This window comes from Cohnella rhizoplanae, assembly GCF_948329515.1.
GTDB classification, from domain to species: Bacteria; Bacillota; Bacilli; order Paenibacillales; family Paenibacillaceae; genus Cohnella; species Cohnella rhizoplanae.
On sequence record NZ_CAOJCN010000003.1, the window covers coordinates 395493 to 418459 of the forward strand.

25 protein-coding genes and 1 riboswitch are annotated in these 22967 nt (G+C 61.1%); of the genes, 23 read left to right on the forward strand and 2 right to left on the reverse strand.

The annotated features are described in order from the left end of the window. Nucleotides 1-142 precede the first annotated feature (142 nt). The 4 genes from PQG80_RS08515 (at nt 143) to fur (ending at nt 3235) form a co-directional block, all read left to right on the forward strand. Entirely contained in the window at nt 143-727 is a 585-nt protein-coding gene (locus tag PQG80_RS08515) for an NUDIX domain-containing protein (protein WP_271750835.1), read from the forward strand. Nucleotides 728-753: 26 nt separating this feature from the next. After that, nucleotides 754-1908: an endonuclease Q family protein gene (locus PQG80_RS08520; RefSeq protein ID WP_271750920.1), complete on the forward strand. Its 1155-nt coding sequence runs from the start codon at nt 754-756 to the stop codon at nt 1906-1908. Between the two features lie 94 nt (nt 1909-2002). Further along, a complete protein-coding gene (spoIIM, locus tag PQG80_RS08525) occupies nt 2003-2623 on the forward strand; it encodes a stage II sporulation protein M (protein WP_271750836.1) in 621 nt (206 codons plus the stop codon). Between the two features lie 120 nt (nt 2624-2743). After that, nucleotides 2744-3235 carry a ferric iron uptake transcriptional regulator gene (gene fur, locus PQG80_RS08530; RefSeq protein WP_271750837.1) on the forward strand — a complete coding sequence of 164 codons (492 nt, stop codon included), beginning with the start codon at nt 2744-2746 and terminating at the stop codon, nt 3233-3235. A gap of 90 nt (nt 3236-3325) precedes the next feature. On the opposite strand, the gene PQG80_RS08535 is transcribed toward fur, so the two are convergent. Beyond that, entirely contained in the window at nt 3326-3802 is a 477-nt protein-coding gene (locus PQG80_RS08535) for a glutathione peroxidase (RefSeq protein WP_271750838.1), read from the reverse strand. 176 nt (nt 3803-3978) lie between these two features. On the opposite strand from PQG80_RS08535, the gene PQG80_RS08540 reads away from it, so the two are divergent. Both PQG80_RS08540 and PQG80_RS08545 read left to right on the forward strand, forming a co-directional pair. Continuing rightward, a complete protein-coding gene (locus PQG80_RS08540; RefSeq protein WP_271750839.1) occupies nt 3979-4440 on the forward strand; it encodes a MarR family winged helix-turn-helix transcriptional regulator in 462 nt (153 codons plus the stop codon). Between the two features lie 2 nt (nt 4441-4442). Then, a complete protein-coding gene (locus PQG80_RS08545) occupies nt 4443-4907 on the forward strand; it encodes a glutathione peroxidase (protein ID WP_271750840.1) in 465 nt (154 codons plus the stop codon). A gap of 129 nt (nt 4908-5036) precedes the next feature. Here PQG80_RS08545 and PQG80_RS08550 read toward each other — a convergent pair whose 3' ends face one another. Beyond that, complete coding sequence (locus tag PQG80_RS08550; protein ID WP_271750841.1) at nt 5037-6272, reverse strand: S8 family peptidase; 1236 nt, start codon at nt 6270-6272, stop codon at nt 5037-5039. 169 nt (nt 6273-6441) lie between these two features. Between PQG80_RS08550 and PQG80_RS08555 the strand changes: the two genes are divergently transcribed. The 17 genes from PQG80_RS08555 to PQG80_RS08635 all read left to right on the forward strand — a co-directional run bounded on the left by PQG80_RS08555 (nt 6442) and on the right by PQG80_RS08635 (nt 22941). Further along, nucleotides 6442-6678: a DUF4227 family protein gene (locus PQG80_RS08555; RefSeq protein WP_271750842.1), complete on the forward strand. Its 237-nt coding sequence runs from the start codon at nt 6442-6444 to the stop codon at nt 6676-6678. Between the two features lie 72 nt (nt 6679-6750). Beyond that, a complete protein-coding gene (xerD, locus tag PQG80_RS08560; RefSeq protein ID WP_271750843.1) occupies nt 6751-7671 on the forward strand; it encodes a site-specific tyrosine recombinase XerD in 921 nt (306 codons plus the stop codon). Nucleotides 7672-7703: 32 nt separating this feature from the next. Beyond that, nucleotides 7704-8879, forward strand: coding sequence for a phosphopentomutase (locus tag PQG80_RS08565; RefSeq protein WP_271750844.1), 1176 nt, complete (start codon nt 7704-7706; stop codon nt 8877-8879). Nucleotides 8880-8926: 47 nt separating this feature from the next. Beyond that, nucleotides 8927-9751 (forward strand): purine-nucleoside phosphorylase, encoded by an 825-nt coding sequence (locus PQG80_RS08570; RefSeq protein ID WP_271750922.1) that lies wholly within the window; start codon nt 8927-8929, stop codon nt 9749-9751. Nucleotides 9752-9809: 58 nt separating this feature from the next. Continuing rightward, complete coding sequence (locus PQG80_RS08575; protein WP_271750845.1) at nt 9810-11117, forward strand: pyrimidine-nucleoside phosphorylase; 1308 nt, start codon at nt 9810-9812, stop codon at nt 11115-11117. A gap of 216 nt (nt 11118-11333) precedes the next feature. Further along, nucleotides 11334-12221 carry an IS1595 family transposase gene (locus PQG80_RS08580; protein WP_271750846.1) on the forward strand — a complete coding sequence of 296 codons (888 nt, stop codon included), beginning with the start codon at nt 11334-11336 and terminating at the stop codon, nt 12219-12221. Nucleotides 12222-12554: 333 nt separating this feature from the next. Beyond that, nucleotides 12555-13769: a D-alanyl-D-alanine carboxypeptidase family protein gene (locus PQG80_RS08585; protein ID WP_432432731.1), complete on the forward strand. Its 1215-nt coding sequence runs from the start codon at nt 12555-12557 to the stop codon at nt 13767-13769. 166 nt (nt 13770-13935) lie between these two features. Next, a complete protein-coding gene (gene spoIIAA / locus PQG80_RS08590) occupies nt 13936-14289 on the forward strand; it encodes an anti-sigma F factor antagonist (RefSeq protein ID WP_271750847.1) in 354 nt (117 codons plus the stop codon). Beyond that, nucleotides 14286-14732, forward strand: a complete 447-nt coding sequence (spoIIAB, locus tag PQG80_RS08595) for an anti-sigma F factor (protein ID WP_271750848.1) — start codon at nt 14286-14288, stop codon at nt 14730-14732. The genes spoIIAA and spoIIAB overlap by 4 nt, the downstream gene beginning before the upstream one ends. 22 nt (nt 14733-14754) lie before the next feature. Next, nucleotides 14755-15513 carry an RNA polymerase sporulation sigma factor SigF gene (gene sigF / locus PQG80_RS08600; RefSeq protein WP_271750849.1) on the forward strand — a complete coding sequence of 253 codons (759 nt, stop codon included), beginning with the start codon at nt 14755-14757 and terminating at the stop codon, nt 15511-15513. A gap of 99 nt (nt 15514-15612) precedes the next feature. Beyond that, nucleotides 15613-16287 (forward strand): stage V sporulation protein AA, encoded by a 675-nt coding sequence (locus tag PQG80_RS08605; protein ID WP_271750850.1) that lies wholly within the window; start codon nt 15613-15615, stop codon nt 16285-16287. Next, nucleotides 16280-16714 (forward strand): stage V sporulation protein AB, encoded by a 435-nt coding sequence (locus tag PQG80_RS08610; protein ID WP_271750851.1) that lies wholly within the window; start codon nt 16280-16282, stop codon nt 16712-16714. The genes PQG80_RS08605 and PQG80_RS08610 overlap by 8 nt, the downstream gene beginning before the upstream one ends. Before the next feature lie 14 nt (nt 16715-16728). Next, on the forward strand, nt 16729-18411 hold the full coding sequence (locus tag PQG80_RS08615; RefSeq protein WP_271750852.1) for a spore germination protein: 1683 nt from the start codon (nt 16729-16731) through the stop codon (nt 18409-18411). Between the two features lie 170 nt (nt 18412-18581). Beyond that, nucleotides 18582-19913 (forward strand): diaminopimelate decarboxylase, encoded by a 1332-nt coding sequence (lysA, locus tag PQG80_RS08620; RefSeq protein WP_271750853.1) that lies wholly within the window; start codon nt 18582-18584, stop codon nt 19911-19913. Nucleotides 19914-20072: 159 nt separating this feature from the next. Next, on the forward strand, nt 20073-20501 hold the full coding sequence (locus PQG80_RS08625) for a peptidylprolyl isomerase (RefSeq protein ID WP_271750854.1): 429 nt from the start codon (nt 20073-20075) through the stop codon (nt 20499-20501). 207 nt (nt 20502-20708) lie between these two features. Further along, nucleotides 20709-20901, forward strand: a riboswitch (FMN riboswitch). A 249-nt stretch (nt 20902-21150) separates the two neighbouring features. Next, nucleotides 21151-22257 (forward strand): bifunctional diaminohydroxyphosphoribosylaminopyrimidine deaminase/5-amino-6-(5-phosphoribosylamino)uracil reductase RibD, encoded by a 1107-nt coding sequence (gene ribD / locus PQG80_RS08630; RefSeq protein WP_271750855.1) that lies wholly within the window; start codon nt 21151-21153, stop codon nt 22255-22257. A 3-nt stretch (nt 22258-22260) separates the two neighbouring features. Then, a complete protein-coding gene (locus tag PQG80_RS08635; protein WP_271750856.1) occupies nt 22261-22941 on the forward strand; it encodes a riboflavin synthase in 681 nt (226 codons plus the stop codon). Nucleotides 22942-22967: the final 26 nt, after the last annotated feature.

Sequence of the window (22967 nt, forward strand, 5' to 3'; positions counted from 1 at the left end):
TTCCCCCTTCGAATGCCGCTGCAGGGCGCGCGTCTCCGTTCGACGCGCGTCTTGCAATCGGCCGGACAAGTCTATATGTTTGTTTTATGCGCCGGCTCGCCGGCAGATGACAGCCACTTGAACGAATCGGGGGATGGACGATATGAACGACAACGAGTGGAACGAAAATGGCGGACGGCACCCTTTTTATGAGGAGACCGTCTCTACGGACAAGCGGTTCGAGGGCCGGATGATCTCGCTGCAGGTCGATACGGTGCGTCTGCCCAACGGCGATACGGCGACGCGCGAGATCGTGAAGCATCCCGGCGCCGTGGCCGTGATCGCCGTGCTGGACGGCAAGATGCTCGTCGTCGAGCAGTTCCGCAAGCCGCTGGAGCGCGTGCAGGTGGAGATTCCGGCCGGCAAGCTGGACGCCGGAGAAGAGCCAGAGACGGCCGCGATGCGGGAGCTGGAGGAAGAGACGGGGTACAGAGCCAAGCGCATCCGGCATGTGCGGACGTTCTCGACTTCGCCGGGCTTCGCGGACGAGCTGATTTATTTGTATTTCACCGACGAGCTGGAGCCGGGGCAGGCGCATCTGGACGACGAGGAGTTCCTGACCTGCGAAGGACTGACGCCCGAGCAGGCGGACGAATACGTCCGGGACGGCCGCATCTTCGACGCGAAGACGCTGCTGGCCGTGCTGATCTGGCGCAATTGGCGGGAGACGGGAGCGTTCGGAGCGTGAGCGGGCTGCGCCCGTGCTTCGCCGATATGCACGTGCATATCGGCAGCAGCGGGGACGGCAAGCCGGTGAAGATCAGCGCGAGCCGCCAATTGACCTTCCAGGCCATCGCGGAGGAGGCATCCTCCCGCAAAGGCATCGCGCTGCTCGGGGTCATCGATTGCCATGCGCCTGCGGTGCAGGCGGATATCGACCGGCTGCTGGATGCCGGCGAGATGACGGAGGTATCCGGCGGTGGGATCCGGTACCGGGAGACCGTTATCTTGCCGGGCGTGGAGATGGAGGTGCGGGAGGCAGGCTTCGGCGGCGGCCCGTACCACCTGCTCGCGTATCTGCCTTCGCTGGACGCAATGAAGGAATGGACGGCCTGGATGTCACCGCGGATGAAAAACGTCTCGCTCAGCTCGCAGCGAATCCGCGCCACAGGCAGGGAGCTTCAAAAAGAGCTGCTGGATCGCGGCGGCTTGCTCGTGCCCGCGCACGTATTCACGCCGCATCGCGGGCTGCTCGGCTGCTCCGCGGACCGGCTGTCCGACCGTCTGGATCCGGACGGGATCGCCGCCGTGGAGCTGGGCTTAAGCGCGGACAGCGCGATGGCGGGGCGTCTGTCCCAGCTCGACAGGTATGCGGTATTGACCAATTCGGACGCCCACTCGACGGGGGTGATCGGGCGGGAATGCAATGAGCTGCTCATCGGCGATCCGTCCTTCGCCGAGTTCGCCGCAGCGCTTCGGGGCCGGGACGGCAGGCGGATCGCCGCCAACCTGGGCCTGCATCCGAAGCTCGGCAAGTACCACGCCAGCTTCTGCCCCTCGTGCCGCTCGCCGCTCGCCGAGGGGGCGCCGGACGCCGTCTGCCCTTCCTGCGGCAGTCCGCGGCTGGTCACGGGCGTGGACGTCCGGATCGGACGACTCGCGGACCGGGTGACGCCCGAGTGGCCCGCCGGCAGGCCGCCGTACCGGCATCAGGTCCCGCTTGGCTTTTTCCCGGGCGTAGGTCCCAAGCTGAGGGAGAGACTGTTCCGCGAGGTCGGCACGGAGATGGATATTCTTCACCGTATCGGCCGAGACGAGATCGCCGCGGTCGCCGGCGAGCGGATCGCGGACGCCATCCTGGACGCGCGGGAGGGAAGGCTGGGCTTTACCGCCGGCGCCGGCGGAACGTACGGCCGCGTCGGCGACTAAGCCGGCGCCTGCGTTCCGGGCGTGCATAACCTCGCGTCGTCCGGCATACGTATAGGCGTTGGAACAAGCCTATGCGGCGGGAGGCGGACGACCGGTGAAGCGCGGAGCACATGAAATGCCGTTGCGCGGCAAGCTGAATCTGTATTTGTTCGTCGGCGTGCTGATCGCCGTCGGCGCCGTTTTCGGCGCGCTTGTCGTCAATGCGCTGTCGCTCGAGCAGCAGCAGACGCTGTCGGACGAGCTGGGCGCCTATCTTGGCGGGACGGCGTCCGGCGCGATGGCGCCGATCGACGTGTTTCGCGAACGTCTGTTTTTTCATTTAAAATGGCTCGGGCTCCTATGGCTCCTCGGCATCTCCGTCGTCGGCAGCCCGTTCGTGCTCGCATTGGATTTCTTGAAAGGCGTGCTCATCGGCTTCGCGGTCGGACTGACCGTGCGCCATCTGGCCTGGAAAGGCGTAGCGGTGTCGTTTGCCGTCGTCGCGCCCCAGAACCTCGTCGTCGTGCCCGCGCTCGCGATCGCGAGCGTGTCGGCGATTCGCTTCGCCTATTACGTCGGCCGCGAGCGGCTGTTCCTCGGCCGGGGTAGGCTGCTGCCGCCGCTGGCCTCGCATACAGGCACGTCCGCCGCGCTCTTCGTCGTGCTCGGCATCGCCGCCATGTGGGAGGCGTTTGTCGTGCCCCACATCGTATCCGGGCTCTCGGACTGGCTCTGATCGACCGCTTCGCGCGATTCGGGGGAAACCGACGTTTGCCGCCCCGATGGTTTGACTTCCAGAAGAACCACCCCCTATAATGAGACCAAGTGTGTTTTTTGGGGGCGGAGGGGGAACGACATGGAAGCCCGTATTGACAAAGTGAAGCAGCAGCTGCAATCGCAGGGCTACAAGCTGACCCCGCAGCGGGAGGCGACAGTCCGGGTCCTTCTGGAGAACGAAGAGGACCACCTGAGCGCCGAGGACGTTTTTATGCTCGTGAAGGACAAAGCGCCGGAGATCGGCCTGGCGACGGTGTACCGTACGCTGGAATTGCTGAGCGAGATGCATATCGTGGAGAAGATGAACTTCGGAGACGGCGTCGCCCGCTACGACCTGCGCACCGACTCGAACAAGCATCACCATCACCATTTGATCTGCGTGCAGTGCGGGACGATGACCGAGATCATGGAGGACTGGCTGACGCCGCTTGAGGAGCGTCTTGAGCGCGAGTACGGCTTCTCCGTGTTGGATCACCGGCTCGACTTCCAGGGCATCTGCGCCAAGTGCCAGGCCAAGAACGAAGCCGCCTCCAAGGGTACCGAGGAAGCGGCGGCCTCCGGCATTTCTTAAATAGAATCGGTTGTATCGCAGCAAGCCCCGGCATCCCAGTGCCGGGGCTTGCTTGATGACATTTTCCGTTTCTCCTGCGCGTTAGCGGGGTCAGAGTACCTCGCGGATCCGGCCTTCGATTTTTTCCGGCGTATCGGTAGGCGCGTAGCGCTTGATGACTTTTCCGTCGCGGCCGACGAGGAACTTGGTGAAGTTCCATTTGATTTTGCGCGTTCCGAGCAGGCCCGGCGCTTCGCGGGTCAGATGCTTGAACAGAGGATGCGCGCTCTCGCCCTTGACGTCGACCTTGGCGTAGAGCGGGAAATTGACGCCGTGGTTCAGCTCGCAGGCCTCCGCGATCGCCTCGCCCTCCAACGGTTCTTGATTCGCGAACTGATTGCTAGGGAATCCCAGCACGGCGAAGCCTTGGTCCTTGTATTTATCGTACAGCTTTTGAAGTCCCTTGAACTGCGGCGCGAATCCGCACTTCGTTGCCGTGTTCACGATGAGGAGCACCTGGCCCTCGTATTCGGATAGCGGATGAACGGTGCCTCTGGCATCGGCGACTTGAATATCGTAGATGGACATCTCGATTTCTCCTCCCGGGTCGAATAGATCGGAATTAATCTCGTCAAATTAAATTGTATACAATATAATTTAATTGTCAAGCGTTTGACAGCGGACTTCGCCGGCTATAATATTGGATTTAATTCGATTGCAGGCAATTTAATTGCGCGCCGCAGCGATTGGAGGGAAGGAGACCCATGTCGTCGGAAGAAGCGTTGAAGTTGGAGAATCAGACCTGTTTTGCCGTCTACGCCTGCGCCAAGGAGATCACGAGGCTGTACCAGCCCGTCCTGAAGGAGCTGGGCTTGACCTATACGCAGTATATCGCGATGCTGGCGCTGTGGGAGCGGGACGCCGTCAGCGTGAAGGAGCTCGGCGAGCGTCTCTTCCTCGACTCCGGGACGTTGACGCCGCTGCTCAAGAAGCTGGAGGCGCAGGGGCTGCTCACGCGGGGACGGGACGCCGGCGACGAGCGTCAGCTCCTGATCCGCTTGACGGCTGACGGTAGGGCGCTGCGGGAAAAGGCGCTGGAGGTGCCGGAGAAGGTATTCTGCCAATCCGGCGTGAACGTCGAGATGCTCATGAAGATTCGCAGCCAGATGGGCGAGCTGATGACGGCATTGCAGCCCGTCGCGGCCGCCGATAAGAGAGGGGAATGAACATGTCCGTTTATGAATTCAATGCGCCTTCGATCCGGGGCGAGCAAGTCGAACTGTCCGAGTACCGGGGCAAGGTGCTCGTCATCGCCAACACGGCCAGCAAGTGCGGTCTGACGCCGCAGTACGAGGGCCTGCAGGCGCTGTACGAGAAGTACGGCGAACGGGGAGTCGTCGTTCTCGGCTTCCCCTGCAATCAGTTCGCGGAGCAGGAGCCCGGCACGGAAGCCGAAGTCGAGAGCTTCTGCAAGGTGAACTACGGCGTGACCTTCCCGCTGTTCGCCAAGGCGGACGTGAACGGGGACAACGCGCTGCCGCTGTTCAAGTACCTGAAGAGCGAGACCGGCGGGGAGGACATTGCCTGGAATTTCACCAAGTTCGTCATCGACCGCGAAGGCCGCGTCGCGAAGCGCTTCGAGCCGAAGGAGTCGCCAGAGTCGATGGCCGGCGAGATCGAGTCGCTGCTTTAAGGCGGCTGTAATTCGTCTTAAGTTATTAGTCTTAAAGGTTGAGAAAATTGAAAAATCCCCTCACCGATGTTGGGCGAGGGGATTTTTTGAGCGCCTAGAATGCCCAGCGAGTTAGAAGGCGCGCTCGCTTCAGCTTAGACCGCGGCTGCGGGTTCTTCCCTTGGCCCGCCGTCCGGTCTGGGCATGCTTGGCGCGGCAGCATGACCGCGGCGGGATCGTCGCTGCCGCAGGCGAGACCTGCAGCAGGCCGGCGCCCACAGCCCGGCGGCCGCCGGGCAGCGGCTTGGCTGCGGCGACGAGCCTCCGCGAGAGGCATGCCGCGGACAGGCGCGGCGCCAGCGCGCGGAGCAGCGCCGCCCCGCCGGCGGCGTGAGGCGAGGACATCGAGGTGCCGCTCATGCGAACATAGCCGCGGCCGGGCGCCGTCGACAAGATGTTCACGCCCGGCGCGGCCAGCGCGATCCCTCTCCCGCGGCTCGAGAACGAAGCGACGCGGTCGCCCCTCGTCGTGGCGGAGATCGCCAGCACGCCGGGATATCTGGCCGGCGCGTCGATCGCCGCGTTGTCCGGGCCTTCGTTGCCGGCGGAGGCGGTCATCACGATGCCCCTGCGCCGCGCGCGGGCCACCGCTTCGCGCAGGACGCGGCTGTCCGCAGCCAGACCGAAGCTCATATTGATGACGTCCATGCTGTTTTTGATGCACCAGTCGATGCCCTCCGCGATATCGGAGACGAAGCCGATGCCGAACTCGTCTAGCGCCTTGACGGCGTAGAGCTTGACCCTGGGCGCCGCGCCGTAGATCCGCTTGCGGCCCGTGGCCGCGGCGATGCCCGCGACATGCGTACCATGGCCGTTGTCGTCGGCAAACGACTTGCCGTCGATCGTATTGACACCGCCCGCGATCGTCAGATCGGGGTTGCGCGCGATTCCGGTATCGACGACGGCAAGCCTCGCGCAGCGCCCCTTCGTTCGCTTCCATACGGGCGGCGCGGCGATGCGCGCGATATTCCAGGGAATTTTAACGGGATCGATCCGGCAGCGTTTTTTGGTCCCTGCGCCCCCGCGTGGCGATCCGTGCCTTGCTGCAGCGAGGCCATGCGCCTTGACGATGCGGTCCTTTTCGATATAAGCGACGCTGGGGTGCCTCTTCAGTGCCGTCCAGTCGACGTTTTTAGGTGCCGCGCATCCGATCAGGCGGCAGCGCCGTACGGCCTTCACCGGACGAATGCCTGCCGCCTTCAGATGGCGCATGCAGGCATCGTACCCCTTCTTGTTTTTCAGCACGATGATGCTTCTTGTCGTGCCGCCCGCCGACGTGCGGCCGTTCTTCAGCTGCCCGGCCAGCTTGCGGATCGTTTCTTTCATGATCGTTCGCCCCCCGGGGGCGGCTCTGCCGCCGTTATCGTTCGCGAGCAGTTTACGAGGGCAGGAGGGGAATGGTGCAGCGTTCGGGTCAAGCGCCCGGTCATGATCGTTTCCTTTTGCACATACCGTGGTTATAGCAAGGGACGAGCGTGATGAAGGAGGCGTGCGGATGTATCGGACAATCGGAAAATGGTGGGACCGGCTCCAGTTTACGCTGTTGTTTCTGTCGCTGACGGTCGCAGCCCACTACGCCTACGGGTGGCTGCAGACCGCTTTGTCACCCCTGGATCCCTATCGCGTGCCCGAAGGCGGGGCGGAGAAGGTATTCGAGGCCGGAGATCCCGGCGGCTACGGTCCTGCTTCGCAGGCGGACCGGCTGAGGCTGTTCTACTGGCTGGGCGAGTAAGGCGGGGGAAGGATTCGGGGCGGCAGGCGTGGAATTAACCGTTATAGGCATCCGAGGAAGGAAAGCTGCCCCATGAACCAGGACATCATAACCTTTTTATCGCATTTAAGAGCGACGAGGCACTTGGCCGCCAACTCGCTGGACGGATACCGCCGGGATCTGGAGGATGTATCGCGCGATTTGCAGGAGCACGACGACATTTCCCGGACGGCCGACATCAAGCCGCATCACTTGTCCAGTTACATTCACCGGCTGAAGGAGCAGGGAAGAACCAACGCCACGGTATCCCGCAGAATCGTCTCCATCAAGGCGTTTTTTCAGTTTGCGCTCGAAGCGGGCATGACCGGCGCGAATCCCGCGCTTAGGTTGTCCCCGCCCAGGGCGGAACGAAGATCTCCGAAGGCGCTGTCCCTGTCGGACGTCGAGCGTCTGCTGGAGGCGCCGGATCTGTCAGACGAGGCCGGCGTCCGCGATCGTACGATGCTGGAGACGCTTTACGCCACGGGGATGCGCGTCACCGAGCTTACGGGTCTGAACGTAGCGGACGTCCGTACGGATCTGCGTCTGATCGTGTGCCGGGGGACCGGCGGCAGAGAGCGGATGATTCCGATCAGTTCCATGTGCCGCGATTGGATGTTAAAATACTTGCAGGAAGCCAGACCCGGACTGCTGCGGCCGGGATCCGTCGAGAATGCCCTGTTTCTCAGCCATTTGGGAAGCCGCATGACCAGGCAAGGCTTCTGGAAGCTGATCAAGAAGCATGCCGCCGCAGCCGGCGTCAGCACCGAAGTGACGCCGCATACGCTGCGGCATTCCTTCGCCTACCATCTGGTGGACAACGGCGCCGACCTCCGGTCCGTCCAGGAGATCCTGGGTCACTCGGATTTGACGGCGACGCAGGTGTATCAGCCCTCCAGCAAGGCGAAGCTAAGGGATGTATACGATAGCTTCCATCCCCGTGCCGGCGCCGCGCATGACGACGAGGACCAATGAGAGAATAACGGATACGAGGGAGGACTGCAGGCATGCCTTTTAAAAGAATAACCGTCGTGGTGCTCGACAGCGTAGGCATAGGCGAGCTTCCGGACGCCGACGCATACGGAGACGCGGGCGCGCATACGCTGGGGCATATCGCGACGGGTCCGACCGGTCTTGCGCTGCCCAACCTGAGGAGGCTAGGTCTGGGCAATATCGCCCCGCTGGGCGACTGGCCGCCGGAAGCCGCGCCGCAAGCTTATTTCGGCAAAATGGCGGAAGTATCGGTCGGCAAAGACACGATGACCGGTCACTGGGAGCTGATGGGGCTCAAGATCGAGAAGCCCTTCCGCACCTTCCCGAACGGATTCCCGAGGGGGCTGATCGAAGCGTTCGAAGCCGAGACGGGCCGCAGCGTCATCGGCAACAAGCCCGCTTCGGGCACGGACATCCTCGACGAGCTGGGCGCCGAGCAGATGCGCAGCGGCTCATGGATCGTCTACACGTCCGCGGACAGCGTATTCCAGATCGCTGCGCATGAGGACGTTATTCCGCTCGAGGAGCTGTACGAAGCGTGCCGCATCGCCCGCCGGCTGACCAATAAGGACGAGTATTCCGTCGGTCGCGTCATCGCGAGGCCCTATGTCGGGAAGCCCGGCAGCTTCGCCCGAACGTCGAACCGGCACGACTATGCGGTCAAGCCGCCGGAACCGACGGTGCTGAACGCGCTCAAGAAGGCGGGCAATAACGTTATCGCCGTAGGTAAGATCAACGATATCTTCTGCGGGGAAGGCATCACCAAAGCCCTTCCGACGAAAAGCAATCAGGACGGCATCGACAAAACGATCGGTCAGCTCGAAGGCGAATTCGAAGGTCTGCTGTTCACGAACCTGGTCGATTTCGACTCGCTGTACGGACACCGGAGGGACGTGGCGGGTTATGCCCGGGCGCTGGAGGCATTTGACGCCGCGGTTCCTGAGCTGCTCGCACGGTTAGGCCCAGAGGATCTGCTCGTTATCACGGCGGACCATGGCAATGACCCCGTTCATGCCGGTACCGACCACACGCGGGAGTACGTGCCGATCCTGGCGTACGGCCCGTCGCTGACGCAGCCGGGCGATCTGGGCACGCGCGCGACCTTTGCCGACCTGGCGGCTACGATCGCCGATAATTTCGGCGTTCCGAAGACGGCGAACGGGACAAGCTTCCTCGGCAAGCTGATTTAAGTTATCGTTGCAGAACAATCATTCCGAGATAAGAGGAGCGGATTCCAATCGTATATCAATCCATCAACATTATCGAAGAAGCTGCGGCCTATATTGCCGAGCGCACGGATTTGCGACCGGAGGTCGGGCTCATTCTCGGTTCGGGTCTCGGCGTTATCGGCGACGATATGGAGCAGGCAGTCACGATTCCTTACGAAGATATCCCTCATTTTCCCGTGTCCACGGTCGAAGGCCATGCCGGCGAACTTGTCGTCGGACGGCTGCAGGGCCGTCCGGTCGCGCTGATGCGCGGACGGTTCCACATGTACGAGGGCTATGAGCCTGAACGCACGGCGCTGCCAGTGCGCGTCATGAAGGCGCTGGGCATCAAAACGCTGTTCGTCACGAACGCGGCAGGCGGCGTCAACTTGGATTACGAGCCGGGCAACCTGATGATTATATCCGATCATCTCAACCTGACGGGCCGCAATCCGCTCGTCGGCCCGAACGACAACGCGCTTGGCGTCCGGTTCCCGGACATGTCCGACGCGTATACCCGCAGACTGCGCGATATCGCCAGGAACACGGCCGCCGAGCTCGGCATACCGGTTCGCGAGGGCGTATATGCGGGCCTCCTCGGACCGAATTACGAGACCCCTGCCGAGATCCGCATGCTGCGCGTCATCGGCGCGGACGCCGTCGGCATGTCGACCGTCTCCGAGGTTCTCGTCGCGCGCCATTCGGGTCTCGAGGTTCTCGGCATCTCCTGCATCAGCAACATGGCGGCGGGCATTCTCGACCAGCCTTTGTCCCACGAAGAAGTGATGGAGACGACGGAGCGCGTCAAGCAGCAGTTCATCCGACTCGTAATGGCCCTGCTGCCCAAGCTTTAATTTACGTAGCGTAACTTTGGACGAGCAAGGCGTACTTAAGAAGGAGGGCCCCGCAACCATGAGAGCCGTAGACATCATTCGGAAAAAACGGTTCGGCGGAGAACTGACCGAGTCCGAGATCCAATTTCTAATCGCGGGACTCGTGGACGGTACGATCCCCGACTATCAAATCTCGGCGTGGGCCATGACGGTCTGCTACATGGGCATGACGGACCGAGAAACGGCAGCCCTGACGCTCGCGATGGCCAACTCCGGCGATACGGTCGATCTCTCGGCCATCGCCGGCGTGAAGGTGGACAAGCACAGCACGGGCGGCGTCGGCGACAAGACGACGCTCATCGTCGGACCGCTCGTCGCGGCCTGCGGCGTGCCTGTCGCCAAGATGAGCGGCAGAGGCCTGGGCCATACCGGCGGCACCATCGACAAGCTCGAGTCGATCCCGGGCTTCCGCACGGAACTGAGCAGGGAGGACTTCTTCGCGCAGGTAAGCGAGATCGGCGTCGCCGTCATCGGTCAGAGCGGCAATATCGCGCCGGCGGACAAAAAGCTGTACGCGCTGCGCGACGTGACCGCGACGGTCGAATCCATCCCGCTCATCGCCAGCTCCGTGATGAGCAAGAAAATCGCGGCCGGCGCCGACGCGATCCTGCTCGACGTCAAGTCCGGCGACGGCGCCTTCATGAAGACGCCGGAAGAGGCGGCCAAGCTTGCCGAGGCGATGGTCGCCATCGGCAATCAGGTCGGCCGCCGCACCGTCGCCGTCATCAGCGACATGGACCAACCGCTGGGACGCACGATCGGCAATGCCCTCGAGGTCCGCGAAGCGATCGAAGTGCTGCGCGGCGAAGGCCCGGCCGACCTAAGAGAAGTCTCGCTCGTCCTGGCCAGCCATATGCTGGTGCTCGGCGGCATAGCCGCCGATACGGACGGCGCGCGTCGGCGGCTGGAGACGGCCATCTCCTCCGGCGAAGCGCTGCGCAAGTTCGCGGCCTTCCTGTCCGCCCAGGGCGGCGACCCGGGCGTCACGGAAGATCTGTCCAAGCTTCCCCAAGCGCCGCTTCGAATGCCCGTGCCGGCTGCGGGCGAAGGTTATGTCCTCGGCATCGAGGCCGAAGCGATCGGTCTAGCCGCCATGACGCTGGGCGCCGGACGCGCGACCAAGGACGACGAGATCGACTATGCCGTAGGCATCGAGCTCGCTGCCAAGCCGGGCGACTTCGTGCGCGAAGGCGACACGCTCGCTACGCTGTATGTGCGCGCCGACGACGATCGGGCGGCAAGCGCCATCGAATCCGTGCGCGCGGCATACCGCTTGGGCGCAGAGCGCGGCCCCGATAGACCGCTGCTCCACGGGATTATTCAGTAAATACGATAACTCGGCCAGCCCCTTTCAGCAGAAAGGGGTGTTTTTGCGTGGAGTTCGTCTGGAATAAAATGGATCCTTGATCGCGTGGCAACCTTTTTCTCGCATTTCCGGGCTTATCCCGTAGGCTCAAAGACTTTTCTGGAAGGCGTTGACAATATGAGTTTCACCTTGATAAAATAGGAACATAAGTTCTCGTTTTGATTAAGGAGGGCTAGTATGCTTCCGATCGTAGTTCCTAAAGGATCTTGGGAAACATGGACGGAGGAGCAATGCATAGAGGCGCTGTACCAGGCGCGCTGGCCGCACGGTTTTCGTTGCCCCGCCTGCAACTATCCGCATTGCTCGGTCAGCCGTACGCGCAAGCACCCGCTATACGTCTGCTCTTCCTGTCGACTGCAGACCTCGATTACTGCGGGAACGGTCATGCACGGAACGAGGACGCCGTTGCGACTCTGGTTTAGAGCGATGCTCTGGATTGGCGAAGAGGCGACGTCCGTCGAACTGTCCGAGGTACTGGGCGTGACCTATAAGACTGCTTGGTTGATCGGTCACAAGCTGCGCGACGCGTTGACGCTGGTGGCGGAAGAAAGTAAGCTGTCTGGCTCCGTGGCCGTGACTGGCGGCGTTTATGGCTGGAGATGTTTCTCGAGTCTCGTGACCGAGCCGACGGACCAACCTATCGTCATCGGGGCTGAGCTGGATGGCGAGGAGATCCAGTTCGTTAAGATGGTACAAATGGATTTGAGCGTGGTAGGCAAGTCGCGCTTGTTGACCAGATATGTATACGATGTATTTTCGGAGTTTCATGCGGAGGTCGACTTTAAAAGGGTAAAAACATTCGCCTACCGCGGAATGAAGAGCTTTAAGCCGTTATCCGCGATCCTAATGAAGGCCATGCATTGGTTCGATCATACGCTGCAGGGACTGGGACCCAAGCACCTTCAGGCTTATTTGAATCAGCAAGCATTCGTATACAATATCAATCGTTCTGGTCAAGGCCTGCTTTGGTATCTCATGAGGTTATGCGGCTCCACCATGACCATTACATACAGACAACTGACGAGACCAAGGGCCAGGGTTCCGAATCGTTATTGGGCAGCTTAAGTTTTTTCCTTCTTGTGGACCATGTATTTTATCCTTCTTGTGGACCATGTTGTCAACCTGTAATAATCTAATGGTCTTTGTTTTTGATCGGTAATTGAGTGAAGGGGATAAGCCCGGAAACGCATTTCGCGGTTATATTCCCGCCCGCTGAAACCAATTTATTACATATATTACACAATAAATAAAATCACTTTCCTTCCGCTGATTTTCCTCGCCCAAGCGGTTTTCGGGATTCGCCCCACAACCTGGAATATGATGCAGATGCTGCGGGCACACTAGGTCTCAAGACGATCTCAGGCCGGATTCGGCCGGCCGCCAGGAGGGACATCATTCTTGAGTCACCAACAACGTAAACTTCTAAGTCGTCCTTGGGGAAAGGCGCTCGCGCTGAGCGTCGCGGCTTCGCTGTTGCTGCCGGCATCGGCATGGGCCAAGGAGAGCGCCGCTCCGTCCGGAGGTCCGCAGACGGACCTGGCCGCCAATGCCCGCTCCGCCGTGCTCATGGACGCGGACAGCGGCACCGTCGTCTACGAGAAAAACAGTCATTCGGCGCTGCCGCCAGCGAGCATCACCAAGATCATGACGATGCTGCTGGTCATGGAAGCGATCGACGACGACAGGATTAAGCTCACTGACACCGTGTCCACCAGCGAATATGCGGCATCGATGGGCGGGTCGCAAATCTTCCTGGAGCCTGGCGAGCAGATGACCGTGAACGATATGCTCAAGGGCGTGGCGATGGCGTCCGGCAACGACGCTTCGGTGGCGCTGGCGGAAAAGCTGGCCGGCAGCGAGCAAGAGTTCGTCAAAATGATGAACAAACGTGCGGAAGAGCTTGGCATGAAGGATACGCGGTTCGCGAATTGCAACGGTCTGCCGGCTGCGGGTCATGTATCGTCCGCGCACGATATCGCGGTGATGTCGCGCGAGCTGCTCAAGCACCCGGAGATTACGAAGTACACGGGCGCCTATCAGGATTACCTCCGCAAAGATAAGGAGAAGCCGTTCTGGCTCGTCAACACGAACAAGCTGGTGCGCTTCTATCCCGGCGCGGACGGCCTCAAGACGGGGTTTACGAGCGAGGCGAAGTTCTGTTTGTCGGCGACGGCCAAGCGCGACAACCTTCGCATGATCGTCGTCGTCATGGGCGAGCCCAATACGAAGACGCGCAATGCCGAGGTATCCAAGCTGCTCGACTACGCATTTGCACAATATTCGAACGTGCAGATCTACAAGACGGGCGACACGATCGGCACGCTGAAGATCGAGAAGGGCGAGTCGGCGGAGATGCCGATCGTGGCCAAGCATTCTTACAGCGTGCTCGTGCGAAAGGGCGTAGGCGGCAAGGAAATTCGTCACGAGGTGGCGCTCCAGGACAAGGTGATGGCGCCGGTAACGGCTGGCCAGCAGGTCGGCAAGCTGATCGTATACAGGGGCAACGAGGTGCTCGCGGAATTCCCGATCGAAGCGCCGCAGCACATCGACAGAGCGGGTTATTGGACGTTGCTGAAGCGATCGACCGGTAAGCTGTTTCTAGGCGGAAAATGAAGACATGCAAGGCGGCGGGGCGAACATTCGTCTCCGCTTCTTTGCGTATTTTGTCGCCTTTTCAAAGGCTTCTTCTAGTTTTGTCGGAGGGCAGGAATGGGAGGGAGCGTCGTAGAATGATATGCATCTACCATAAACTTGAAGGCGCATGAGAGGAGAATCGGAAATGAGCTTGCAGGTGGAACTGGAGCAGCAGCGCAACGTGCTCATCGTTCGCTTGAGAGGAGAATTGGACCATCATACGGCGGATATCGTCCGCTTCAAGATGGAGGATGCGATACTGCGCGGCAGATGCGACCATGTGGTGCTCAGTCTAAGAGACCTGCAATTCATGGACAGCTCCGGACTGGGGGTCGTACTGGGCCGGTACAAGCTCGTTAAAGGACGCGGCGGCCGCATGGTCGTCTGCGACGCGCACGACAACGTCAAGCGGCTTTTCGAGCTGTCCGGTTTGTACAAGATTCTTTCGTTCTACGATACTGAGCGCTCGGCGCTGGCCGGTCTGGAGGTCGTATCATGAGCATCGACAATCATATGAAGCTCTCCTTTGCAGCAAGATCTGAGAATGAAGCGTTCGCGCGGGTCGCCGTCGCGGCGTTCGTGTCCCAGCTCGATCCGACGATGGATCAGATCAACGACATCAAGACCGTCGTGTCGGAAGCGGTCACTAACTCTATTATCCACGGCTACGACAACGACCCCTCCGGCATCGTGCATCTGGAGGTCCAGATCGAGCGGGATACGATCTCGATTCTTATCCGCGACGAAGGCCGGGGCATCGAAGACCTGGATATCGCGCGTCAGCCGTTGTTCACTTCGCGACCGGAGCTGGAGCGATCCGGCATGGGCTTTACGATCATGGAAAACTTTATGGACGAATTCGAGGCGACGAGCGCGCCCCGTCAAGGCACGAGTCTCAAGATGAAGAAGCGGATCGAGTCCAAAAAAGCATTGTTCAACTAATACCGCGGCAGGGGTTGGGGGCATGGATATCGAATGGAAACGATCTTCGCCGCCGGGTTATCTTGAAGATGCGGAGGTCAAACGGCTCATCGCGCTTAGTCAATCGGGCGATATGTCCGCACGCGACACGCTGGTGTCGAGCAATATCCGTCTCGTATGGTCGGTCGTGCAGCGCTTCGCAGGAAGAGGATACGATCCGGACGACCTTTTTCAGATCGGATGCATCGGGCTGCTCAAATCCGTGGACAAGTTCGACCTCTCCTACGAGGTCAAGTTCTCTACTTATGCGGTGCCGATGATTATCGGAGAGATTCAACGCTTTCTGCGGGACGACGGCACGCTCAAGGTCAGCCGTTCGCTGAAGGAAATGGCGGGACGCGTGCGCAAGACGAAGGACGAGCTGTCCAAGGTGCTTGGAAGACAGCCTACGATCGGCGAGGTCGCGGAGCGTCTGGGCGTCACGCCCGAAGAAATCGTATTCGCGCAGGAGGCCAACAAGCCGCCGACGTCGATCCACGAGACGGTGTTCGAAAATGACGGCGACCCGATCACGCTTATGGATCAGATCTCGGACGACGCGCAGGAGAAGTGGTTCGACAAGCTCGCGCTGACGCAGGCGATCCAGGCGTTGTCGGAGCGGGAGCGGCTAATCGTATACCTGCGGTACTTCCGGGACCAGACGCAGTCGGAGGTCGCAGGCAGGCTGGGCATCTCGCAGGTACAGGTGAGCCGGCTGGAGAAGAAGATTCTGCAGAGCATCAAAGAACAAATCGCGCAGTAAGCTTTAGCTCAAGCATTTTAAACGAAGCTGTGCCAAGACCGTGCTCCCGCTTTGCGGGCGCGCGGTCTTTTTGCGCTTGCGGGGATGGGATGTCATTCATTGCCTCATACTACGTTGAAACGATCGCTGGAGGTGTGGCGGTTGGGAGACGGCATCGTATATTTGCGCTTGCGGAGGCGCGTCGACGTGATGCCTGGAGCGATCATCACGCTCGGCGACATTGCCTCGATCGAGGCGGATAGCCGCTACGAGGATCGAATCGGGAAGTTGGTCATCTGGAAAATGCGTCCGGAAGACGGCAATCTGCTCATGATCGATATGCTGCAGATCGTCCGCCTGATCCGCCGGCTGGATCCTTCGCTCACGGTCGAAACCTTCGGGGAGCCGCACGTTCTGTTGGAAGTGACGTCCGAAGGAAAGGTCAAGCCTCGATATTTGCTTCTGGTCGCGGCTTGGCTGCTGCTCTTTTTCGGGTCGGGCATGGCCATCATGAACTTCCATGCGGACGTCGACATGCCGGTCGTGCAGCGGCGGATCGTCGAGCTGCTGACGGGCCGTCCCGATCGGCATGCCTGGCTGTTCGAGGTTCCTTATTCGCTCGGCGTCGGCCTCGGCATGCTCATCTTTTTCAACCGGGTCTTCCGCAAGCGCTTGAACGACGAACCGAACCCGCTTGAAGTCGAGATGTTCATGTATCAGCAAAACGTGAACCATTACGTCATCACGCAGGAATACGCAAAAACGAGACAGCGGGAGGACGGCCCGGATGCGTGAGCTCGGGGGCGAAATACTCGTAGCGATCGTCGGACTTTCCGGCGGGTTCGCGGTAGGGAGCGCCTTCGTGGCGCTGTTGATCGTGCTTGACCTCATACCCAGACTCGTGCAACTGACGCGCGCCTACCGGCGTTCGGCGATTTTCGAATCGGCGCTGCTGGCCGGGGTCATCGGTTTCAATTGCGCCGACCTGTTCGACTGGCGGCTATCCTTGGGAAAGGGGTGGCTGGTCGCGCCGGCGGTATTCCAGGGCGTATTCGTAGGGATGCTGGCGGCGGCGCTGACCGAGGTATTGAACGTGATTCCCATCGTCGCCAAGCGACTTCGACTGAATCGGTATTTATTGTTGCTGCTGCTGGCCATGGTCCTCGGCAAAGTAGCGGGTTCTCTGGCGGACTGGCTGTTGTTTCAGCCGATGCACGACTGAATGGAGGGACAAGCATGGATACGACGGAACACGGCAGCATGGATCTGAACAGAGAGGGCGGACTGCCGCCCGGCAACGAACCGAAAGAAGGAAAGGGGCCTGGGCCTGCCATCCGGCCCTTGATACCGGTCGAACCCCGCGGTTCTAGACGAACGGGGAAAGATAAGTTCGCAAGGCACGAGCCACAGCGGGAAGACGGCTCGAGTAAAAAAGCCAAGGATGAGCAAAGGTCCGAAAACGCTGAAGATCGGATTCCCGACCATATGGACGAATGGCTGGACAAAATCAAGCGAACGCTCGGTCTTGAAAAGTCGTTCGACGTCCAAGTGAGGGACATGACGTTCGGCGGATGCCGGACCGGTCTGCTGTTCTTGAGCAGCTTCGCCAAGGATACGGCGCTCACCGAGATTTTAAAGCGCCTGTCCTACCTCACGCCGGATGATATCAACCATGACGCGCTGGAAAGCTTTTTGAAATTTTACGTTCCCTCGATTCAAATCCGCAAAGGCGAGTCGTTCACCGAGATGATTAACGACGTGCTGATGGGCAATGCCGCCTTTTACGTGGACGGAGAGCCCAAAGTGCTGCTGCTCGACGCCAAGCAGTATCCGGGCCGCCAGCCGGAGCAGCCCGAACTTGAAAAAGTCGTGCGCGGCAGCAAGGACGGCTTCACCGAAAGCATATTGACCAACGTCGGCTTGATTCGCCGCCGGCTGCGCGATCCGCAGCTTCGCTTCGAGATCACGAAGGTCGGCGAGCGCACGCAGACGGATGTCGCGATCGCCTACATCGATGATATCGCCGATACCAAACTCGTCGAGTCGGTCAGGGACAAGATCAAGGCGGTCAAAGTCGACGGCATTCCCCTCGCGGACAAGCAGCTCGAGGAAGTGACGGTCAAGACGGGGTGGCATCCTTTTCCGCTCGTCCGCTATTCCGAACGGCCCGACGTGGTCGCGTCTCACCTGCTCGACGGAAGCGTGACGGTGCTGGTCGATACGTCTCCGAGCGTCATGATGCTGCCGACCACCTATTTCGACTTGATCCAGCACGCCGAGGAGAACCGGCAGAATCCGTTTATCGGCTCCTATCTCAGGTGGATTCGATTTTTCGGGATACTCGCGTCCATGTTCTTGATGCCGCTGTGGTACATGTATGCGGAATCGCCGGAGCTTCGTCCGCAATGGCTGTGGTTTCTCGGCGCCGACAAGACCGGCGACCTGCCGCTCGTCATTCAGTTCCTGCTGGTCGAGATAGGCGTGGATCTGATGCGTCTGGCCGCCGTCCATACGCCGACGCCGCTGGTGACCGCCATGTCCCTTGTATCGGCGATCCTGATCGGGGATATCGCGGTAAAGACCGGTCTGTTCATCAACGAGGTCATTCTCTACATGGCGGTCGCCGCGATCGGAACGTTCGCGACGCCAAGCTACGAGCTGGGCCTGGCCAACCGTATTGTGCGGCTGGTGCTGCTGTTCGCCGTCTACCTGTTCCAGCTCCCGGGGTTCGTGGCCGGCGCTACGCTCATGCTGATCGGTCTGGTTATGATCCGCTCCTACAACACGCCGTATATGTGGCCATTCATACCGTTCAACGGACCCGCGATGCTCAGTGTCTTGCTGCGAAAGCCGCTGCCAAAGAGTCGATTGCGGCCATCGATCTACAGAACGAAGCAAAGCGACAAGCAGCCGGTCTGAACAGCCGCGGCGCGGCTGCGCGAAGGAATGCAAATGATGCGCAGATTCCTCCATTTCCCCGGATCGCGAACTGGGATATACTCAGGTTATTGCGTAGGGGCGACAGCACTCGACGTGCCGCGCCTTGTACGCCGCGTTCGCAATTCCAGTCCGAAAAGGGGAAATCATACATGTACTTCCACGGTACCAGCCGCATCAACGATAAGGGACATCTCGAGATCGGAGGGGTCGATACGCTCGACCTGGCCGCGAAGTTCGGCACGCCGCTGTACGTCGTCGACGAAGCGCTCGTGCGCCAGCGCGCACGAGAGTACGTCGAAGCCTTCAAGGCGACCGGCCTGAAGTTCCAGGTGGCCTACGCCTCCAAGGCATTCTGCGTCATGGCCATGTGCCGCGTCGCGGAGGAAGAGGGCATGAGCCTGGACGTCGTCTCGGACGGCGAGCTGTACACGGCGCTTCAAGCCGGCTTCCCGCCGGAGCGCATCCACTTCCATGGCAACAACAAGACGCCGGACGAGATCGAGATGGCGCTGAACGCTGGCATCGGCTGCTTCGTCGTCGACAACTTCACGGAGCTCGCGCTGCTGAACGCCATCGCCGCCGAGCGCGGCCGGAAGGTTAACATCCTGCTGCGCGTGACGCCCGGCGTAGAGGCGCATACGCACGACTATATCTCCACGGGCCAGCAGGACTCGAAGTTCGGCTTCGACATCGGCAACGGCACGGCGCTCCGCGCCGTCGAAGACGCGCTTCGCCAGCCGCAGCTGAACCTGCTCGGCGTGCATTCGCACATCGGCTCGCAGATCTTCGAGGTCGAGGGCTTCCGCATGGCGGTCGAAAAGGTGGCGTCGTTCGCGCTCGAAGTGCGTACGAAGCTGGACAAGACGTTCTCCGTCATCAACCTGGGCGGCGGCTTCGGCATCCGTTACGTCGAAGGCGATACGCCGCTGCCGGTAGCGACCTACGTCCAGGCGATTACGGGCGCCATCATCTCTTCGTTCACCGCGGCCGATTATCCGCTGCCCGAGATCTGGGTCGAGCCGGGCCGCAGCATCGTCGGCGATGCCGGCACGACGCTGTACACGGTCGGCACGAGCAAGGACATCCCCGGCGTGCGCAAATATATCGCCGTCGACGGCGGAATGACGGATAACCCGCGTCCTGCGCTGTACGAGTCCAAGTATGAGGCCGTGCTCGCGAACCGTCCCGAAGACGAGGCTGTCGAGCTCGTCTCCGTCGCGGGCAAGTGCTGCGAGAGCGGCGACATGCTCATCTGGGATCTCAAGCTGCCGGCCGTGAAGTCCGACGACCTGCTCGCCGTGTTCTGCACCGGCGCTTATAACTACGCGATGGCGAGCAACTACAACCGCATTCGCCGTCCCGCGGTCGTCTTCGTGAAGGACGGACAAGCCGACTTGGTCGTGGCGCGCGAATCGTTCGAGGACATCGCCCGCAACGACTTGCTGCCGGAGCGTCTGAAGAAGCAAGCGGTCGTCGGCTGATACGAGCCCCGGCTTGTTGACCGAGATTATTAAATACTCGATTCCGGACCGCGCGTCGGAAGCCTATCGCTTCCCCGCGGCGGTCTTTTTCCTTTTTTCGCAAAATGTAGTATGATGGGACGAGTCCAGAACAGAGAAATTGAAGGAGCGTTGATCCCCATGTCCAAGCAAGCCACGATCAAACTGGCAAACGGAAACGAAGTCGTCGTCGAGCTGTTCGACAAGGATGCCCCCAACACGGTAGCCAACTTCGAAAAGCTGGCCAACACGGGCTTCTATAATAACCTGAGCTTCCACCGCGTCATTCCGGGCTTCGTCGCCCAGGGCGGTTGCCCCAACGGCAACGGTACCGGCGGTCCGGGCTACGAGATCGACTGCGAGATCAACCCGAACAAGCACGAGCGCGGCGCGCTCGCGATGGCTCACCGCGGCAAGAACACGGGCGGCAGCCAATTCTACATCGTGTATGCGCCGCAGCCGCACCTGGACGGCGTCCACACCGTATTCGGCAAGGTCGTGTCCGGCATGGAGCATGTCGATGCGCTTCGCGGCGGCGACAAGTTCGAGTCCATCGCGGTTACCGAGTAATCGCTTAGGTTCATTTGCAAAAGCGAGCGACCCGCTCCGGGAAGGAGCGGGTCTTTTCGTATTGTCTAAACGGCACGCCCGGCACGAGTTGATTCGGTTTTATCGAGGGGACGGCTAATCCGAGTTAAACTGTCAGAATTATGCTTGCTATTTTCGCGGTGGAGTGTTACAATTTTTTTCAACGTCGCGGCTGCATGCCGTGGCGCGGCTTACCTTCGGGGCGGGGTGCAATTCCCCACCGGCGGTGATCGGCATTCCCTTCCGGCATTACATATCGGTGGGAACAGCCGTCAGTCCGTGACCCGCGTTAGCGCGCTATCCATACCGATGAAGGCGCGAGGCGGTGGACCCGGTGAGATTCCGGGACCGACAGTTACAGTCTGGATGGGAGAAGGAAGCGCAGCACGGCCGATCGCGTGATGATGCGTTTGGCAGCAGGTCTTGAATCTTGGGTTTCCGGTTACTTGATGTTGTGTTTGTGCTACAATTCACAATCATGAGGCTGCCGATATGCCGCTTGAATTCAGGCTGCCGCCGACCGTTGCACGCAGCAGGTCTGTTTGATGCTGTGCGTCTATTCGACCCCGGAGATTGCCTCTCCGGGGTTTTTGCGTTGCCTAGCAAGTCTACAAAAGGAGTGACAACAGGAATGGAGCTGCTGAACGACGCATTCTACATGCGCCTCGCGCTTCAGACCGCGGCCGGGGCGGCCGGCCAGACGGGAGTCAATCCGATGGTCGGATGCGTCGTCGTCAAGGAAGGACGCATCGTCGGGATCGGCGCCCATCTGAAGCGGGGCGAAGCGCATGCGGAGGTGCACGCGCTCAACATGGCGGGCAGCGAGGCTGCCGGCGCCACGGCGTACGTCACGCTGGAGCCGTGCAGCCATTACGGCAGGACGCCGCCTTGCAGCGACCGCCTGATCGCGGAGGGCGTGCGGCGGGTCGTGGTGGCGACCGAGGATCCGAACCCGCTCGTGGCGGGCAGCGGCATCGCCAGGCTCCGCGCCAGCGGCATCGAGGTCGACGTCGGGCTCCTGGGCGACGAGGCCAGGGCGCTCAACGAGGCGTTCAACCACTTCATAGTCACGGGCATACCGTTCGTGACCGTGAAGACGGCGCTGACGCTCGACGGGCGCATCGCTACGCGGACCGGCCACAGCCGCTGGATCACCGGGCCATCGTCCCGCGAGGCCGTCCATACGCTCCGGCATCGTCATCAGGCGATCATGGTCGGCGCGGGGACCGTCCTGGCGGACGATCCGGAGCTGACGACCCGGCTCGCGGTGCCGGGGCTTAATCCCGTCCGCGTCGTCGTCGATTCGCGCCTGCGCACGCCGCCCGGCGCGCGGGTTCTGAACGCCGCGGCCCCGACCGTCGTGCTTACGACGGACGAGGCGGAAGAGGATGCCGTACAGCGGCTCGCCGCGGCGGGTGCCGAAGTCGTCCGCTGCGGTCCGGGACCGCGCGTCGACCTGACCGCCGGCCTCAAGGCGCTCGGCGAACGCGGTATCGGGTCGGTCCTGGCCGAGGGCGGCGGCGTGCTTAACGGTTCGCTGCTCGAAGCGGGCCTCGTCGGCAAGATGATGCTTTTCTACGCGCCCAAGATCGTCGGAGACGGGGCGCCTTCGGGATTCGCGTTCAGCGGACCCGAACAGATGGGAGACGCGGCGAATATCAGGATCGTGTCCATCGAGCGCTACGGGGAAGACTGGTGCGTGACCGGCTATCCCGAGCGGCGCGGAGAAGGGGGTTAGCGAATGTTCACGGGACTCATCGAAGAGATCGGCAAGCTGCAGCGGATCGAGAGCCGCGGCGAAGCGCTCGTGCTGACGATATCGGCGCGCAAGGTACTCGAAGACGTGAAGCTCGGCGACAGCATCTCCGTGAACGGCGTGTGCCTCACGGTCGTCTCGTATAACGGCGCCAGCTTCAGCGCGGACGTCATGCCGGAGACTTACAGGCATACGAACCTCAAAAAGCTGACGCCGGGCGAGCCCGTCAATCTCGAGCGCGCCATGCTCGCCGGCGGCCGCTTCGGCGGACATATCGTCCAGGGACACGTCGACGGAACCGCGACGATCGTGTCGCGCACGCCCGAAGCGAACGCCGTCGTGTTCCGGCTTCGCCCCGAGCAGACGCATCTGATGCGCCTCGTCGTGCCGCAGGGCTCGATCACGCTGGACGGCATCAGCCTGACGGTCGTATCGGCGGAACGGACGTCGGGGACGCTGACCGTGTCGATCATCCCGCATACGCTGGCGCAGACGGCGCTTGAGCACAAGCGTCCGGGCGATACGGTGAACGTGGAAAACGACATTTTAGGCAAATATATCGATCATCTGCTGCACGACAGGCACGGAAGCCAGCCCGCTGTCCAGACTGCGGCTGCTGCGTCATCCGGGCTCACTGAAGCGAAGCTGAGAGAATTCGGCTTCTGATACGCAAGAAAAAGGGGGAACCAGCC